Raw genomic sequence first — 17083 nt, 5'->3', positions numbered from 1 at the left:
GAAACTATTTCAGTTTAAATTATTTTAAAAACTTTATACTTAAAGGGTAATCGTAAATTTCTCCATCTCTAGCTCTTAAACTTGCTTTTACTATAAAAACGATTTCTAATATAAAACCAATAACAGCTAAGAATCCTAAAGAACCTCCAATATAAAATAGAGGAGAAGGTTTGCTTATGTTTAAATGAATACTATTAAAAAGATCAAAATCCATAAAGTCAAAACCATTAAATATACTAAAGGCAAAAAACGGAATGGTTATTAATCCAATAACCAAAGAATAAATTAATATGCTTATTTGAAAGTTAATTGCTTGCTTACCATTCTCATCAATAAATTGAGATTTATCCTTATTTATTACCCATAATATTAAAGGCCCTAAAAAGTTTCCAAAAGGAATAATAAACCTTGAAAAGGTAGATAAGTGTATAAAGGTGGCAATATTTGTGTGATTTTTTTCTTCCATGTTAAAAGTATATAATAGTTGCTTATACAAATATATGTCTTTAAAAAGGTATTATGTAACACATAGTACTAGAATTTAACAAAAAATTAACATATTGTAATGTCAGTTATTTTTAATAATTTTGATAAAAAATATACAAATAATGAAGCTCACACCTAGAAAAATCAATATGTTCAACATGCTTAAGCTTCCTTCAGTTTATATATTGGGAGTGCGAGTTACAGATATTACAAAAGACTCATGCTCAGTTAAAGTAAAGCACAGATGGATTAATCAAAATCCATTTAAATCCATGTTTTGGGCAGTTCAAGGTATGGCTGCAGAGTTAGCAACCGGTGCTTTGGTTTTAATGAAAATTAAAGAAAGTGGTAAAAAAGTATCTATGTTGGTAACCAATAACAATGCTTCTTTTACCAAAAAAGCAACTGGTAGAATAACTTTTGAATGTAAAGATGGACATCTTATTGACGATGCATTAAACAAATCTATCGAAACGGGAGAAGGATATGCTTTCTGGATGCAATCGATTGGGAAAAATGAAGATGGAATAATTGTTTCTACTTTTAATTTTGAGTGGTCTGTTAAAGTTAAGGGATAAGAAGTTGACATTAAAAATGAATTTGAACTTGAGGCCGATTTTAAAACGCTATCGTCAAAATTTAAAATATTTGTTCTACACCCTCATATTGATTGTGTTCCTTATTTCTGTTGATGGGAATTGTGTTTTAATTGAGTAATAATCGAAAGGTTTGATCTAAAAGGTTTAGCGTTTTTAGAAACACTAGAGTATTTCACCTTAAAAAGTAATAAAAACATGTAACGCTTTAAATAAAACCGTTACTTATAGGTGTAATTAAAACCATATAAATATGTCAGCGCACGAAATAGATTACAGAATTTACGGAGAAGAAATGCAATATGTAGAGATAGAACTCGATCCTAATGAAGGTGTTGTTGCAGAATCCGGGAGTTTTATGATGATGGACGATGGTATTAAAATGGAAACCATTTTTGGTGATGGCTCTAGAAAAGATGAAAGTTTTCTTGGTAAAATTCTTGGTGCTGGAAAGCGCATATTAACCGGTGAAAGTTTATTTATGACAGCCTTTTACAACGTTCTGGACGGTAAAAGAAACGTTTCTTTTGCATCGCCATATCCTGGGAAAATTATCCCAATAGATTTAACTCAGTTTAATGGTAAATTTATTTGTCAAAAAGATGCTTTTTTGTGCGCTGCAAAAGGAGTAAGTGTTGGTATTGAGTTTAATAAAAAACTTGGGCGCGGACTTTTTGGAGGTGAAGGCTTTATTATGCAAAAATTGGAAGGTGATGGAATGGCTTTTGTTCACGCTGGTGGTACTACAGCCAAAAAAGAACTTAAAGCAGGAGAAACTTTACGTGTAGATACTGGCTGTATTATTGGTTTTACCCAAAGCGTAAACTATGACATTGAATTTGTTGGAGGTATTAAGAATACTGTATTTGGAGGAGAAGGCCTATTTTTCGCAAAATTACAAGGTCCTGGAACTGTTTATATTCAATCGTTGCCATTTAGTAGATTAGCAGGTCGTGTTTTGGCAAGTTTGCCTAAAGGAGGTAATAGTAAGGGCGAGGGTAGTATTTTAGGTGGTTTAGGGAATTTTATAGATGGCGATAATAAATTTTAAACTATTAATTGTGATTATTTTAACTGTTAAATTATGGGTAAAACAATTTTCGGATTGATATTTTCACTACATTTATTGAACACAAATAAAACACTTGCCTATTCTTGATAATTACTTTTTTTTTAACTAAATCCTATTACTAATTATGGCGAGAGCAATGTTCGAGTATACTAAAACAATACTCAATAAAGTTAGTTTTGATACTAACTTGTTTTGTAAAGAGGTTCAAAAAGCACTTCAGCGATTATTACCATATGAAATTGAAGAACTTAAGATTTTTATTCAGTCCTTAGTGAACAAAAATCCAGATCTAAACAAATGTCTAATCTATTTAAAAGCATAAAAAAAAGTGACTGAAAAGTCACTTTTTTTATTTTAAACTATTTTGCCAATGGACTTATTATCTGCACATTTTGAAATGCTATTGCACCTCTTATAATCCCAGAAATAACATCTTGTAGCGCTTCTATAATTTGCATTTTTAATTCGCTTTTATGATAAATAATACTGACTTCTCGAGCTGGAGAGGGTGCATTAAATTCTTTTAAATTATTTCTTGTTTTCTCGTTAATATCTAATGTATGTAGATAGGGTAATAAGGTCATACCCAAGCCTTCATTAGATAGTTTTATCAACGTTTCTATACTGCCACTTTCAAGCTGAAAATTCTCATCGTTTTGATCTTTAAACACACGACATAAATTAATAACGCCATCTCTAAAACAATGGCCATCTTCAAGTAATAGCATATCTTCTATATCTAAATCGTCTGTGCTTATTGTTTTTTTACTACTTAAGCGATGACTTTGTGGAATATAAGCCATAAAAGGCTCGAAATACAGCACACGCTCTTTAATTGAATCGTTTTCTAGAGGCGTTGCTGCAATGGCGGCATCTAAATGGCCATCATTAATTCTACTGATTATTTCCTCGGTAGTAAGCTCCTCAATTTTAAGTTTTACTTTTGGATACTTTTTAATAAAAGATTTTAGAAACATTGGTAATAACGTAGGCATTATTGTGGGAATAATCCCCAATCTAAACTCACCTCCTATAAATCCTTTTTGCTGGTCTACAATATCTTGTATTCTATTGGACTCGTTTACAATATTCCTTGCTTGGCTTACTATTTTTCTGCCAACATCTGTTAATTCAATAGGTTTTTTGCTTCTATCAAAAATTAGAATGTCTAGTTGGTCTTCTAGTTTCTGAATTTGCATACTTAATGTAGGCTGCGTTACAAAACACTTTTCTGCTGCTTTTGTAAAATTCTGTTGTTCTGCTACGGCAAGAACGTATGTTAATTGTGTGATTGTCATCTATATAGTTTTAAACTATAAAAATATAAAATCTATCAATAAAAACTATTACAATTAACATTTAATTTCAGTTTACCTTTGAAGTAATAATTAATCAGTATTAAAATAAAGGATATGACATTAAATATATTAGGATTAGATACAAACAAAACGAAAGATATAGCAAAGGATTTAAACGGTTTATTAGCAAATTTTCAAACGTATTATCAGAATCTAAGAGGTATTCATTGGAACATTAGAGGAAAGAATTTTTTTGACTTACATGTTAAATTTGAAGAGCTTTATACTGATGCGAATATAAAAGTAGATGAGCTAGCAGAACGTGTGCTTACTTTAGGCGAAACACCTTTGCATACATTTGATGATTACCTTAAAACTGCAAAAGTACCGGTTGGTAAAAATGTGTCTAAAGATGTTGATGCAGTTCAATTAATCGTAAGTTCATTAACAGAATTATTAAAACTAGAGCGACAAATTTTAATTAAATCTGGAGATGCTAACGATGAAGGTACTAATTCTATGATGAGCGATTTTATTACCCAACAAGAAAAAACCGTTTGGATGATGAATGCTTGGTTAGGTGAAAGTGTATAGTAAAACTTAATGGTATAAAATAAACACAGGCGACCATTTGGTCGCCTGTGTTTATTTATAAGTGTTGGTTGATTGGTTTGTTAAAATCTAATCTGCATTTCTAAATCTTGGTTTAGTACTTCGAATTTTGCATCACTATATTGCGGTGGACCATAACTTAAAGGATTGTTAGACATAGCATAATCTTCAAGTGTCATTTTGTTGGTGTCGAAGTCCATTTTTTTGTTCTCATTTTCATCATGGAGTATTAAAATGGCATAAGTTCCCGGAGTTACGTCTTTAAAAGTGGCTTTAATCTTTCCTTCTTTAATTGTTGTTTCAATACTCTGGATGCCATCAGCAACAAGAAATGTGTTTTTAGTATGAAGTGTTAACATCACTTTTCCAGTGTCGTTTTTAACGTTATTTACAGTAACTGTAATGTTGTAGTTGGTTTTCTCTTGCGCAAAAGAAAATATAGAAGAGATAAGAATGGCGAATGTAATTGCAATAGTTTTCATAATTATAAGTGTTATAGTGTTAATGATGGTTCAAATAACCAACATAACTAAAGCACATTCTAATGCAAGTAACCGAAATGTCAATTTTAGTAGACCAATTGTTAATTAGTAATAAAAACATCTATATAGCGATATCTTAAACTAAGATGCATTTGGTTAACCTATATAATTACAACAAACCTCTGGCTTTAATTTCTAGATATTTGTTTATAGTATTAATACTTAGTTTTTCGGGAGCAGTTAAAATACTTTGAATACCATATTTTTGAAGTTCTTTAACCATTAATCGTTTTTCAAATGAGAATTTCTCGGCAATTGTTTTATGGTAAATAGCTTGTAAATCTTCAGCATCTTGGGAGATTAGTTCATCTAACTCTGTGTTTTCAAAAAGTACTACAACTAATAAATGCTTTTTAGAAATGGCTTGTAAGTATGGTAATTGCCTTTTTAGAGCACTAATATGCTCGAAATTAGTATATAATAAAAGTAAACTTCTGTGTGTAACTTTACGTTTTATTTGCGCATATAAAATACCATAATCACTATCTGTATACTGGGTTTCTATATTGTATAAGCGTTCTAAGATTGTATTGAGATAGGTTAGTTTTTGTATTGCAGGTAAAAAAGAATCTACTGTTTTCGAAAAGGTTAGCATCCCAACTTTATCATGTTTTTTTAATGCAACATTACTAAAAGCTAAAGTAGAGTTTATAGCATAGTCCAGTAATTTTAAACCATTAAAAGGCATTTTCATAACACGACCTGTATCTATAATCGAGTAGATGGGTTGAGATTTTTCGTCTTGAAATTGGTTTACCATTAATTTTCCAGTTTTGGCAGTGGCTTTCCAATTTACGGTTCTAAAATCATCGCCTTTAACGTAATTTTTGATCTGTTCGAATTCTGATGTGTTACCAATTCTACGAATTTTCTTCAATCCAAATTCCGTTAAATTATTACTCATGGCAAGAAAATCGTATTTCTGCATTTGTATAAATGAAGGATATACAGCAACCATTTGTTCGTTTTGGAACTTAAATTTTCGTTTTACAATTTTTAAAGCTGATGAGCAAAAGATATTTAGAGACCCAAAGTAATATTCACCACGTTCTACGGGTCTCACGTTATAACTAAAATCGTGAATTTCGTTAGGTTGGAGCGTTATGTTATAATCAAAATCTCTTTTTTGAAACTGAATTGGTAATTCGTCTATAACGGAAATCCCTGTTTTAAAAGGATAACTATTAGTAATGGTTATGGGAACAGGATTTTCGTCGCTATTCGAAAACTTTTCAGGTAATAAACGTCTTGCCTTAATGGGGTCTTTAAAGCGGTAGAGCAGTAGTAAATCCATAAAAAATAATACCACTATTACAGTTGTTATTATCCAGGCTATTGGATACAATATTGGAAGCCAATATGATAATAAAAAGCATGTCGAAGCACTTGCCATATAGACATAAAAGCCATCGTGTAAGTATAGAGATTTAATGAATTTCATAACTATAGTAAAGCGTTAAAAACTAAAAATTAATAGTTTATTTACTCTTGGATTTCATTGTTTTTTTTTGAATTATTAGTTATCTCGGTACCTCAACAGATTGCATAATCATTTCAATAACATTCTCAGTGGTCATACCTTCCATTTCACGTTCTGGAGTTAAAATAATTCTATGGTTTAGAATTGGTTTTAAGGTTCTCTTTACATCCTCAGGAATTACAAAATCTCTTCCGCTTATAGCTGCGAATGCCTTAGAAGTATTTAGTATTGAAATAGATGCTCTTGGTGAACCGCCTAAATATAAATGCGGATGATTTCTGGTTTTAGAAACTAGCTCTGCGATGTATTTTATTATTTTTTCTTCAACTAAAACAGATTGTATTTTGGCTTTATAATCTGCTAAATCTTTAGCATCTAAAATGGGCTGAATTAACGTTTGTGGTTTTTGTCCTTTACGTTCGTGGTGTGTTTGTATAATTTTTATTTCGTCTTCAAGACTTGGGTAATCTACTTTTATTTTAAAAATAAAACGGTCTAATTGTGCTTCAGGTAAAGCGTAAGTACCTTCTTGATCTATTGGGTTTTGCGTTGCTAAAACCATAAAAGGCGCTTCAAAAGGGTAGGTTGTTCCATCTACTGTGGCTTGTCGTTCTTCCATAGTTTCAAATAAAGCCGCTTGTGTTTTTGCAGGCGCACGGTTTATTTCATCTATTAAAACAACATTGGAGAAAATGGGGCCTTTATGAAATTCAAACTCTGAAGATTTCATATTTAACACAGATGTTCCCAGTACATCACTAGGCATTAAATCTGGCGTAAATTGAATTCTGCTAAAATCGGTTTTCAATACCTTTGCAAATAACTTCGCTGTAATTGTTTTAGCAATCCCAGGAACGCCTTCAATAAGCACGTGTCCATCTGCTAAAAGTGCAACAATTAATAATTCTATAAACTCTTGTTGCCCAATAATTACTTTGCCTAGCTCTGCTTTTATCGCTTCTACAGCATTTTTTAAATCCTCTAAAGGAATTCTGTTATTAAACTCTAAATCTTGGTTTTCCATATGTTGTTGGATTTATAGGTTTCTATGGAAGCGTTTAGCTTTTCTAAGGCTTCTTTTGTTATTTTAGTGTTGTTAGATACTGCCTTTATTGTTGTAAACAACGTTTTGGTGTCTTCTATTGTATTGTTACTTCGAGAAGATAAGTTTCTTAGAAACGTGTCGTCTATGGTATTCGTGTTTAAGTTTAAATGTGTTCTAATATACTCTAAAAAATGCTGTATTTTATGTTGCGCTATATCATTGTGTTTCCCGCTTTCGTAATACATGTTTGCAATCGTTCGCGTAAAATCTAAGGTTTGATTTTTTAAAGGGTCTATAATAGCAATAGCGCGTTGCTTGCGTTTGCCATCGAAAATGATATAAAATAAAGCTCCAATGAGCATAATGTAATAAGCCCAACGCAACGCTTTAGTTTTTAGAAAAACATTAAGAGGAGACATCGCTATTTTTTTTCCAGACTTGTAATAAGTGTCAAAATAAATTGGTTGTTCTGGATTTAAATAAGAGAGTAAACCTGCTGTATAATCTTTATTATTATCTTCTAATATGAAATAATTGGTATAGGCCTGCGGAAATAAATTTAGTATAATTTCTCCTTTTCCAAAGGACTGTTTTATAACGTTTATATGCTGTTTTTCTTGAATAGAATCGTTTTTTGAAGCATTAGAAATTGTAGCAACAACTTTCGTGTTTGTAGAGTCTATAGTTGAAAAATATTTAAGAAAATTTGCTTTTTTAAAACTGTGTGTTTTTTCGTTTTCTAAACTATTATTTTTAAGCTTAAGATTAAAAATATTATCGAAATTATTGAAATTGCTAATAATTGAAGTCTCTAAACTTAAGGTGTCTAAAAGCTTTTCTGAAATACTAGACGACGCTATAGCAAGTGTATTCCCTTTTGCAGTCCATTCTAATAATCTATCCAATTCTGACTTATCGAATTGTACTTCTCCATTAAGAAAGAAATACGTTCCATTAATTTCATCAGCATTACCCAAAACTTCAAAAGGAGGACGTTCTAAATCTATGATGTTATCTTCTGTAAAAGCACGTTCTAATTGTTCATGAAAAACATAAGACCCAAAAGGAATTTTATGGTATTTGGCATAACTAGGGAACCAGTTTAACTCTTGTGGTTTATTATATTCTAAAACAATAATAAGTACAACAACCAAAGCTGTTAGCATAATGTATATTTTGCCTTTGCTATCCAAATTAGTTTTTTACTTGTTTATTTAGGTTCATGAAATCTAGTTTTAAATTTTCGAATTTTGGAGCATCAACTTCAAATTCACCATACCAAACATAATCGTAGATTCTAGTGATTTTTTCGAATTGTGTTTGCAAAGTATTCGCTTTTATCTCTTTAATATAGTCTTCGTTAGTTTTTTGTTGTTCCCAGTCTATTATGTTGTTTTCTGAGAGTTCTTTTATAGCAAGTAAATAGTAATATCTAATAGCTAACCTGTAGTCTTTTTGTTTTACAGCTTCAGTTATAAGTGCATTTATATCTTCGTTTTTAATAATTTGCTCTTCGTCTGTAAATGAAATTTTCGACTTTTTCTGTTCCCCATACATTAGATTTCTACTATTCACTTTTAGAAAAAAGCGGATGAGTAGAAACACTAAAACGCCTAAAAGTATAAAGGGCAGTACTCTTAAAATAAACCATAGAATTCCTGTTGCGGCATCTACGCCAAATAGAAAAGAGAATAACCTTATCAGTATACTTTTTACCCAGCGTTTAAATTTTGCCCAAGCCGAATCTTCATCTGCTATTTCCTCTTGGTAATTAAAAGCGTCTTTATTGCTGTATTTTTTAAGATCATCTTTACTAATGTCTTGTTTTTGGTAATAAGGCGCAGTGTTATCATCAAGGATAGTGTTATCCTGAGAGAAGCCAATATTACTGACAAAAAACAATAGAAAAAGAAGTCTTAATATGTGCATATTATTCCTGCGTGTTTCCTATAGAATCTATACGTTCAAAAGTACCTGTGAAGTTTTTCTTTTCGTTAAGATTGAAGTAGATTAATACAGAAGCAATTATGAAAATTATATTCAGTAAAAACTGAAAAAAGGTACTTAGTACATTTAGTCCTATGTAAACAGGGTCAACAACAGAACCCATATTAGTAGGGTCAAACTCACCAGAAAAAACACCCATTTTTATGTATGAATACATCATTATTGGTAACAGAAAGCTGTAAGCAATAATAATTAAAACCAACCAAAAGAGAAATACGGTAATGCCGGTCATTACTATTTCGTCTTTAATTAAACTATAACTATCTCCATAAGCATCAGTCGCATTCTTTTTTGCAAATATGTAAATAGGAAATACAACAGCCATAGGAATCATGAAATAGAGTATTGGTAAACAACATAATACTATCGCCATTACTATAGTTATTCCTTTTAAAATTGAAAGCCCTAAAAATCCCCAAAAAGAACTTTTCACATTATCCTTGATGTCTTGAAAATTAGTTTTACCACGATTGTCAACATACGATTTAATGTAATGTAAAGCAGTAGAGACCGTAAAAGTATAAGCCAGAATAGCAGAAATAATATACACACCATAGGCTAGTATAAACATTGCTAAATTCTCTATAGGGAAAGCATTTGGGTTTTGAAGATCTAACGAAAAACTATTACCAACGACGTACATGTAAAACACTAAACCTATTAAAAACAATGCTAAATAGGGTCCTGCAATATTAATTATGGTTTTAGAAAATGGTTTATATTCGTTTCTAATAAAGGCGAAAGTATCTGAAAAAATCTCTCCCAGCTCTCTTTGTTTCTTAAATTCTATGTAATTTTTCATTTGTAATTTAATAGTTGTTAGTTTTATTTTTTTGCATCTAATTGCGCTTTAATGCGTTCCTGCTTATTTATTTTAATTGGGTAATACACGTAGTAAAATAAGATTAGAGCTAAAGAACCTGAGATTATTAAAATGGCTAGCCAATCTGGCATTGCGGTATGTCTTGTTACAAAACCTTCTAAAAAGCCAGCAATTATAAAAAACGGAATGGTGCTTACTAAAATTTTAAGTCCGTTTTTAACACCTCTAATAAAAGATTCTAATCTTGTGTATGTTCCGGGAAATAGCATTCCATTTCCCAAAACTAAGCCAGAGCAACCAGCAATTATGATTACAGATATTTCTATGGTGCCATGAATCCATATTGTTCTGGCAGATTCCCAAAGCAGGCCTTGTTCGTAAAAGAAATATTGAAAACCACCAAGCATAATACCATTTTGCATCATTATAAAAAGAGAGCCAATACCAAGCATAATACCATATGCAAAAGCCATAAGTGCTACTTTAATATTGTTAAGCGTAATACCTAAAAACATATTAAACTCACCTTGCTCTTTATAAACGCCCATTGGATCGCCTTTTTCTATATTATCTATGGTCATGTTTACATAACCATCACCTAGAAAACTACGTACAAAATCACCTTCGTTGGCAGCAGAAAATGCGCCAATTACAACAAATAGCGTAAACACTAGAAAAGCGACTAATAACTCGCGATGGTGTTGCTTAAACATCAAAGGGAACTCGTATGTAAAAAAAGAAATTAATCTGTTTTTAGATTCTTTTTTAGTCTTATAAATTTTTTGGTGAGCAGTAGAAGCTAGGCCGTTTAAATAAGTCTCAGTATTACTATTCGGATAGAAAGTTTTCGCATAACTTAGATGATCAGTAATTTCAATGTATAAACTAGACAATGCGTCTGGTGAAATTACCATATTATTTGAAAGAACGCTTTCAAATGTTAACCATTTATCTTTATTTTGCTTTACGAAAGCAGCTTCACGCATGTCATTTATTATTAGGCTTTCAAAGAAAAGAAAATATGAAAGAATTTCAAATAGAAACCGCTCAAAATGTTACTATTGTTCAAAATGCAGCGAGTATTACGGATAGAATGTGGGCTTATGTAATAGATACACTCATTATTTACCTGTATCTTTTCTTAGTTATTATGTTATTAGTGCTTTTGGATTTAGATCCAGGAGATTCTTGGGCAATTTACTTATTGGTGTCTTTGCCAGCTTTTTTGTACTATGTTTTATTAGAAACGTTTTGGAACGGAAAAACGATTGGAAAAAGCGCTATGAAAACGCGAGTGGTCTGTTTAGATGGGTCTAAACCAAGTTTTGCTAATTATTTAGTGCGTTGGCTTTTACGTATTATAGATGTAGTTATAACTTCTGGAGGTTTGGCAGCACTCGTTATTTTAATGAAAGGAAATGGTCAACGCTTAGGCGATATTGCAGCGAAAACAACAGTAATATCAGAGAAACGTAAAATTACTATTCGCGATACTATCATTAGAGATATAGCACCAGATTATGTGCCAACTTACAGTCAAGTTACTTTGTTTAAAGATGCAGAAATGCAAACTATTAAGAGTTTATATGACGATGCTAAGCGAAAAGGGAATCACAACGTAATATTAAAGTTATTTATAAAAGTGAAAGATGTTATGGCCGTTGAACCTGTGGAACAACCTATAGTGTTTTTAGATACGGTTATTAAAGATTATAATTATTATACACAGAGCATGTAAGCACAGCGCCACATTTTGTTTTAATACAATGTTAGTGAATGACTTATATTCGATATGTTTCGATATCTGTTTAAAAATAAAATTGAAGTGGTTTTATTTTTTCGTATACTAATATTAATTGTTTATGCGAGAGCATTTTTAACATAAAAAAAGCATTATGAAAAACATTTTCAATAAAGAAATTACAGAAGAAGTGATCAATAGAATTGATAATCTAACGGCTACTACTCAACCAAATTGGGGAAAAATGTCTGTTTCACAAATGCTAGCACATTGTTGTGTTGCTTACGAAATGGTTTATACAGATAAACATCCAAAACCTAATGTCTTTGTAAGAACATTATTAAAACTGTTTATTAAAAAAGCAGTAGTAAATGAAAACCCTTATCCAAAAAATGGAAGAACAGCTCCACAATTTATAATTTCTGATGCCAGAGCATTTGAAACCGAAAAGAAACGATTGGTAGCTTATGTGCTAAAAACACAAGAATTGGGAGCAGCCTATTTTAATGGGAAGGGATCTCATTCTTTTGGAAAATTAACCACAACAGAATGGAACAACTCATTCTACAAACATTTAGAGCATCATTTAACTCAGTTTGGAGTTTAAGAACAGTTTTTTTTAATCCAATAATCCAACAATCTAATGTTTTATATCATAGACATCCTAGGAACCATAGCCTTCTCCATTTCTGGAGTATTAGTTGCGCTTAACAAAAAAATGGACGGTTTTGGAATATTAATTATTGCTTTTGTAACGGCAGTTGGAGGTGGAACATTACGAGATGTGCTTATTGGAGAAACTCCAGTAAGTTGGATGAAAGATATGACCTTTGTTTACGTCGTTTTTGCATCAACAATTTTGGCTGTTATTTTTAAATCGAAAATTGATTATTTACGTAAATCGCTATTTTTATTTGATACCATTGGTATTGGCTTATATACAGTAGTAGGAATAGAGAAAGGTGTTTCGGCTGGATTGCATCCAATTATTTGTATTGCTTTAGGAACAATGTCTGCGTGTTTTGGTGGTGTTATTCGTGATATCCTATGTAATGAAATTCCTGTAATTTTCAGGAAAGAAATTTATGCTACAGCTTGTATTATTGGTGGAGTAGCTTATTTTACTATTAAACGCCTGCCAATAGAAGGTGATTTTGTATTTGTTATTGCTGGACTAGTAGTTATTGTTATACGTATTTTAGCTGTAAAGTTTAAGCTACACTTGCCAAGTTTATATAAAGGCGTTGGCTAGATTTAATACTGTATCTTATGGAAACTAGTTAATAATTAATAAATTAAATATCTTAAAATTAGTATGTTATATCGAACGGTAATTGCAATAATACTATTCTGTTTAATTGGTTTTCAAGGTCAAGCTCAAAAAATTAATGAACCAGAAATAACCTTACCGCACAATCAATTTGAGGCACTTTATGTTCGAGATAAAGTTTTAAATCCTTTGTGTCTAAAGGGAAAGATAACTTCAGTAGTACGAACGTTTATACAGCATGTTTCTCCTTATAGTACTGAGGAATACATAGAGTATTATAATTATAAGCTAAATTCTAAGCATGAGATTGTAGACTACAGTAGTAATTTGGAGTACGACGAAACTGAAGCAGTAGATTTAAATTTAATACCTGTGTTATCTGTTAAAAATGATACAGTTATAGAAAAAGAGAACATTAAATATCGTTTTAAAAAAGGATTATTAGTTTTAAAAGAAGAACGTAACACAGAAATGGGTTATTTTGATAGTTTAGTATTTCAGTATAAAAATAATAACCTCAGCGAAAGATTACATTTTGCATCTCAAGGTATGTACGAATCCGATGATGAAGGATTTGTAGATGAGAGTTACATGATCTATGGACCATTTGAAACACAATCTTATATTAAAGTAACTTATACGGCAGCTTCCAAAATAGAAACGTATCTAGACTATGAGGTTAATCTAGATATTGCATCCACATTCTTTGCAACGTATAAGTATAATAGTGATGGTAGCTTAAAAAACTATACCATGCTATCTAATGAGTATTATGCCGATAAGGTTGATGCTTATCAGCATCCAACGCAATGGGTTTTTAGAAAAGAAGATGCGCTAAAGGAGACTTCGTTAGAAACAAAAGGAAGCTATACTTATGATGCTAAAGGAAGAATAATTAGTCATAAGATTACGAAATCTAATAATGAAAATGAATATTATAAGGTATTGTATACAAAAAAAGGATACCTTATTCAAGTCTCTAGAGATTACTATAATAATTATGAAGAATTAGTGCATGAAGATTTAGAATATGAGTATATCTTTGATAGCTTAAACAATCCTATTGAAGTTTATTCTTATGTCATTGAAAATGAAGAAAAGATCATAGATAAATCGAATACCCTAGAGATTCAATACTCCGAAAAGTAGTTTTTAGTAGCTTTATTTTAAAACGACTACCTTCTCAATATAAATGTTATGCGTTGGCCAATGGCCTCCATCAACTTCTTGCTCGGCAATTTTATCTACCACATCCATTCCACTAATAACACGACCAAATGCAGTGTATTCGCCATCCAAATGAAACTGATTGCTTTGCGTAATAAAAAACTCAAATGGCGAGGCTAATTTATAAGCGTTTTTAATCTCTCCACTTGGTATAGAAATAATACCGCGTTTATGTTTGTAACCGTGTCTTACATCTGGAGGTAACAGGTAACGCCCTATTTTACGTCGTTTTTTTAAAACTTTGGGATCATCACTACTTCCGCCTTGAATCACAAAGTTTTTGACCACACGATGAAACTGAGTGCCATCGAAAGCCTTATTTTTTGTTAGAAAAATAAAGTTTGCTTTGTGGTATTGTGTGTTATTAAAAAGCTCTAAGTCTATGTTTCCAAACGTGGTGTAAATACGTACTTTGGTCTCGGTATTTAGTTTGCCGTATGCTGCAAAGAAATCCATAGCATTGTCATCATTTAATGGCAAGAAACGTTCTTCTAATGTTAGTTTAGAACTATCTATGGCTATTACTTTTTCTTTAAGTTCTTGTTGTATTGTGTCTGTTTTAGTGATAGTTTTTTCTACGTTTTTAGGCTTAGTTTGTTTATCTTCACAATTAAATAATAGTAAAATACTAAGTATTATAAGTAGTCTCATAAATGAAATTTGAATCGTTTTTAAAATCTATTGTAAAAATAGAAAATTTACCATTACCAGCCGAAAAGGCACAGTTTAAAATGTCACCTCCATTTAGAGCCGACTTAATAAAACTCCAGCCCGAGAGGATAAAGAACGCGAAAAAAAGTGCAGTAATGGCATTGTTCTATCCAAATTTAGAGGGTGAAACGCACATGATTCTTATTTTAAGAAAAACATACAAAGGTGTACATTCTGCTCAAATAGGGTTTCCTGGAGGTAAATTGGAAGCTAACGAAACGAATAAACAAGCAGCTTTACGTGAAACTGAAGAAGAAATAGGAGTGAAGCAAAACACAATAAAAGTATTAAAGGAATTGACACAGCTCTACATTCCGCCAAGTAACTTTTATGTTAAACCTTTTATTGGGATTGTAGAAAATACACCAGGGTTTTTAAAGCAAGACGCTGAAGTCGAAGCGCTTTTAGAGGTGAATCTTGACCATTTTTTAAATGATAAAGTCATTACTTCCAAAATGGTAACGACTGCTAATGGTCTAAAAGTTAGCGTTCCAGCTTATCATTTAAATGGCCATTTGGTTTGGGGAGCAACAGCAATGATGCTTAGCGAAGTGAAAGACTTGTTAAAGGCTAGCTTTAAATAGTTGTATTTTGCTACATTTGTAAATCCTAAAAACTATAAAAAAATTTATGGGTTTATTTAAACGAAATCCTTTCGGACATATATTATTTTTAAAAAAGTGGCTCATCAGAATCCTTGGTTTGCTTTCTCATAGACGCTTTCGTGGCTTTAATAATCTGCAAATTGAAGGTTCAGATATTATTAAAAACCTACCAGAGACTAACGTTCTTTTTATCTCTAATCACCAAACCTATTTTGCAGATGTCTTTTCTATGTTTCATGTGTTTAATGCGAGTTTAAGTAATAGAGGTGATTCTATTAAGAATGTAGGCTACCTCTGGAACCCTAAGTTAAATATGTATTACGTTGCAGCTAAGGAAACTATGAAATCTGGTTTGTTGCCAAAAATATTTGCTTATACAGGTTCTATTAGTATCGAGCGTACTTGGAGAAGTAAGGGTGAGAATATAAACAGACAGGTTAAAATGAGTGATATTTCTGCCATAAGCACTGCGTTAAATGATGGTTGGGTAGTTACATTTCCACAAGGCACAACAACACCTTTTAAGCCTATTCGTAAAGGAACTGCGCACATTATTAAAAAATACAAACCTATTGTTGTACCCATTGTAATTGATGGTTTTAGGCGTAGTTTCGATAAAAAAGGTTTGCGTATTAAAAAGAAAAACGTGTATCAAACTTTCGAAGTTAAAGCTCCGTTGGACATTGATTACGAAAACGAATCTATTGCAAGTATTGTAGAAAAAATAGAATACGCTATCGAGCAGCATCCTTCATTTTTAAAAGTCATTCCACAAGAAGAATTAGAAGCGAGAGAAGTATTGAATAAGCAGCGTGAGTGGTTGGATAGTTAGTGTTTAGTCTTCGATAATCGGGTTTTCAATAAATAGTATTTATTAAGTCTTCAGTATTTACGCTAAACACACTGTAAAGTGTAATTTGGTTTTTGTGGTTACCACTGTTGTTTTTAATGGGAGAAACTATGACAGTCATTCTAAACTTTTTTTTAAAAAAAAAAAGAGTGAGAATCTCTTCAGCTTGTTATATGCAATAATTTTCTAACCTTTACATTTAGAACACAATACTCTGTCAGCTTTTTTTGCTTCAGCATCTTTAGCCGAACCTATTGCAATACCAATAGCCATGCCGGCAATCATTCCAAAGTTCATTCCTAGTACCATACCATTTTCTTTGCTAAAAACAAGACCAATAGACATTCCAAGAGATAGACCAATAGACATGCCAATAGCCATTCCAGTACTCATATATTGTCCTTCAGAAACTAAAGAGAGTTTCTTTTTTACAAATGCGATAAAGCTGCATTTCTTTTTGCCTAATATTTTAATGTCTTTTGCCTTTTCTTTAATCTTTAAAGACGTTAGTTCAGTTTCAATAGCCAATAGGTCTACATCAGATAAATCTCTATTTTTTAGGTCTGTAAGCACAGCAATAAAACTAGAATAGATTTTTAATTCTTTTTTAGAACTGTTGATGGTTTTTAAACCTTCTAGAAATATTATAGTTTCTTCTATTTTCATAATTGTAGCAAATGAATTTTAAAACAAATTTATTGGTTTGTTTTTAGTGTTT

21 protein-coding genes are annotated in these 17083 nt (G+C 31.4%); 10 read left to right on the top strand and 11 right to left on the bottom strand.

Features of this window, described 5'->3' with window-relative positions; all coding sequences use genetic code 11:
• Window positions 1-19: 19 nt before the first annotated feature.
• Window positions 20-466: a DUF4870 domain-containing protein gene (locus tag RH82_RS07935; RefSeq protein WP_034059606.1), complete on the bottom strand. Its 447-nt coding sequence runs from the start codon at window positions 464-466 to the stop codon at window positions 20-22.
• Between the two features lie 142 nt (window positions 467-608).
• Here RH82_RS07935 and RH82_RS07930 point away from each other — a divergent pair, with 142 nt between their 5' ends.
• The 3 genes from RH82_RS07930 to RH82_RS18800 all read left to right on the top strand — a co-directional run bounded on the left by RH82_RS07930 (window position 609) and on the right by RH82_RS18800 (window position 2476).
• Entirely contained in the window at window positions 609-1064 is a 456-nt protein-coding gene (locus tag RH82_RS07930) for a DUF4442 domain-containing protein (protein WP_034059604.1), read from the top strand.
• Window positions 1065-1335: 271 nt separating this feature from the next.
• Complete coding sequence (locus tag RH82_RS07925) at window positions 1336-2133, top strand: TIGR00266 family protein (RefSeq protein ID WP_034059602.1); 798 nt, start codon at window positions 1336-1338, stop codon at window positions 2131-2133.
• Between the two features lie 145 nt (window positions 2134-2278).
• Complete coding sequence (locus RH82_RS18800) at window positions 2279-2476, top strand: hypothetical protein (protein ID WP_034059600.1); 198 nt, start codon at window positions 2279-2281, stop codon at window positions 2474-2476.
• Between the two features lie 37 nt (window positions 2477-2513).
• Here the strand turns inward: RH82_RS18800 and RH82_RS07915 are convergent, their stop codons facing one another.
• Complete coding sequence (locus RH82_RS07915) at window positions 2514-3452, bottom strand: hydrogen peroxide-inducible genes activator (protein WP_034059598.1); 939 nt, start codon at window positions 3450-3452, stop codon at window positions 2514-2516.
• A 114-nt stretch (window positions 3453-3566) separates the two neighbouring features.
• Between RH82_RS07915 and RH82_RS07910 the strand changes: the two genes are divergently transcribed.
• Complete coding sequence (locus tag RH82_RS07910; RefSeq protein ID WP_034059596.1) at window positions 3567-4046, top strand: Dps family protein; 480 nt, start codon at window positions 3567-3569, stop codon at window positions 4044-4046.
• Window positions 4047-4126: 80 nt separating this feature from the next.
• On the opposite strand, the gene RH82_RS07905 is transcribed toward RH82_RS07910, so the two are convergent.
• The 7 genes from RH82_RS07905 to RH82_RS07875 form a co-directional block, all read right to left on the bottom strand.
• Window positions 4127-4546, bottom strand: coding sequence for a DUF2141 domain-containing protein (locus RH82_RS07905; RefSeq protein WP_034059593.1), 420 nt, complete (start codon window positions 4544-4546; stop codon window positions 4127-4129).
• Between the two features lie 169 nt (window positions 4547-4715).
• Window positions 4716-6047 carry a DUF58 domain-containing protein gene (locus tag RH82_RS07900; RefSeq protein ID WP_034059592.1) on the bottom strand — a complete coding sequence of 444 codons (1332 nt, stop codon included), beginning with the start codon at window positions 6045-6047 and terminating at the stop codon, window positions 4716-4718.
• 79 nt (window positions 6048-6126) lie between these two features.
• Entirely contained in the window at window positions 6127-7110 is a 984-nt protein-coding gene (locus tag RH82_RS07895) for an AAA family ATPase (RefSeq protein WP_034059590.1), read from the bottom strand.
• Window positions 7092-8297: a DUF4350 domain-containing protein gene (locus RH82_RS07890; RefSeq protein ID WP_034059588.1), complete on the bottom strand. Its 1206-nt coding sequence runs from the start codon at window positions 8295-8297 to the stop codon at window positions 7092-7094. Before RH82_RS07890 ends, RH82_RS07895 begins: the two co-directional genes overlap by 19 nt.
• A gap of 28 nt (window positions 8298-8325) precedes the next feature.
• Window positions 8326-9060, bottom strand: coding sequence for a DUF4129 domain-containing protein (locus RH82_RS07885; protein WP_034059586.1), 735 nt, complete (start codon window positions 9058-9060; stop codon window positions 8326-8328).
• Window position 9061: 1 nt separating this feature from the next.
• Window positions 9062-9940, bottom strand: a complete 879-nt coding sequence (locus RH82_RS07880; RefSeq protein WP_034059584.1) for a hypothetical protein — start codon at window positions 9938-9940, stop codon at window positions 9062-9064.
• 23 nt (window positions 9941-9963) lie between these two features.
• The gene (locus RH82_RS07875) at window positions 9964-10947 is read right to left on the bottom strand and encodes a stage II sporulation protein M (RefSeq protein ID WP_034059582.1); all 984 of its coding nucleotides are present in this window, start codon (window positions 10945-10947) and stop codon (window positions 9964-9966) included.
• 35 nt (window positions 10948-10982) lie between these two features.
• Here RH82_RS07875 and RH82_RS07870 point away from each other — a divergent pair, with 35 nt between their 5' ends.
• From RH82_RS07870 to RH82_RS07855, 4 genes are all read left to right on the top strand, one after another.
• Window positions 10983-11699 (top strand): RDD family protein, encoded by a 717-nt coding sequence (locus RH82_RS07870; RefSeq protein WP_034059791.1) that lies wholly within the window; start codon window positions 10983-10985, stop codon window positions 11697-11699.
• A 157-nt stretch (window positions 11700-11856) separates the two neighbouring features.
• Window positions 11857-12309, top strand: coding sequence for a DUF1569 domain-containing protein (locus RH82_RS07865; protein ID WP_034059579.1), 453 nt, complete (start codon window positions 11857-11859; stop codon window positions 12307-12309).
• A 36-nt stretch (window positions 12310-12345) separates the two neighbouring features.
• Window positions 12346-12954 carry a trimeric intracellular cation channel family protein gene (locus RH82_RS07860; protein ID WP_034059577.1) on the top strand — a complete coding sequence of 203 codons (609 nt, stop codon included), beginning with the start codon at window positions 12346-12348 and terminating at the stop codon, window positions 12952-12954.
• 63 nt (window positions 12955-13017) lie between these two features.
• Window positions 13018-14121, top strand: a complete 1104-nt coding sequence (locus RH82_RS07855) for a hypothetical protein (RefSeq protein WP_034059575.1) — start codon at window positions 13018-13020, stop codon at window positions 14119-14121.
• 12 nt (window positions 14122-14133) lie between these two features.
• On the opposite strand, the gene RH82_RS07850 is transcribed toward RH82_RS07855, so the two are convergent.
• Window positions 14134-14850: a peptidylprolyl isomerase gene (locus RH82_RS07850; RefSeq protein ID WP_034059573.1), complete on the bottom strand. Its 717-nt coding sequence runs from the start codon at window positions 14848-14850 to the stop codon at window positions 14134-14136.
• 2 nt (window positions 14851-14852) lie between these two features.
• On the opposite strand from RH82_RS07850, the gene RH82_RS07845 reads away from it, so the two are divergent.
• Both RH82_RS07845 and RH82_RS07840 read left to right on the top strand, forming a co-directional pair.
• Window positions 14853-15494 carry an NUDIX hydrolase gene (locus tag RH82_RS07845; protein ID WP_034059571.1) on the top strand — a complete coding sequence of 214 codons (642 nt, stop codon included), beginning with the start codon at window positions 14853-14855 and terminating at the stop codon, window positions 15492-15494.
• A 46-nt stretch (window positions 15495-15540) separates the two neighbouring features.
• Entirely contained in the window at window positions 15541-16347 is an 807-nt protein-coding gene (locus RH82_RS07840) for a lysophospholipid acyltransferase family protein (RefSeq protein ID WP_034059569.1), read from the top strand.
• A gap of 204 nt (window positions 16348-16551) precedes the next feature.
• On the opposite strand, the gene RH82_RS07835 is transcribed toward RH82_RS07840, so the two are convergent.
• Complete coding sequence (locus RH82_RS07835) at window positions 16552-17031, bottom strand: hypothetical protein (protein ID WP_034059566.1); 480 nt, start codon at window positions 17029-17031, stop codon at window positions 16552-16554.
• Window positions 17032-17083: the final 52 nt, after the last annotated feature.

The organism is Lacinutrix jangbogonensis (assembly GCF_000797445.1).
In the GTDB taxonomy this organism is placed as follows: domain Bacteria; phylum Bacteroidota; class Bacteroidia; order Flavobacteriales; family Flavobacteriaceae; genus Lacinutrix; species Lacinutrix jangbogonensis.
This window is presented reverse-complemented; position numbering and strand designations above follow the sequence as displayed.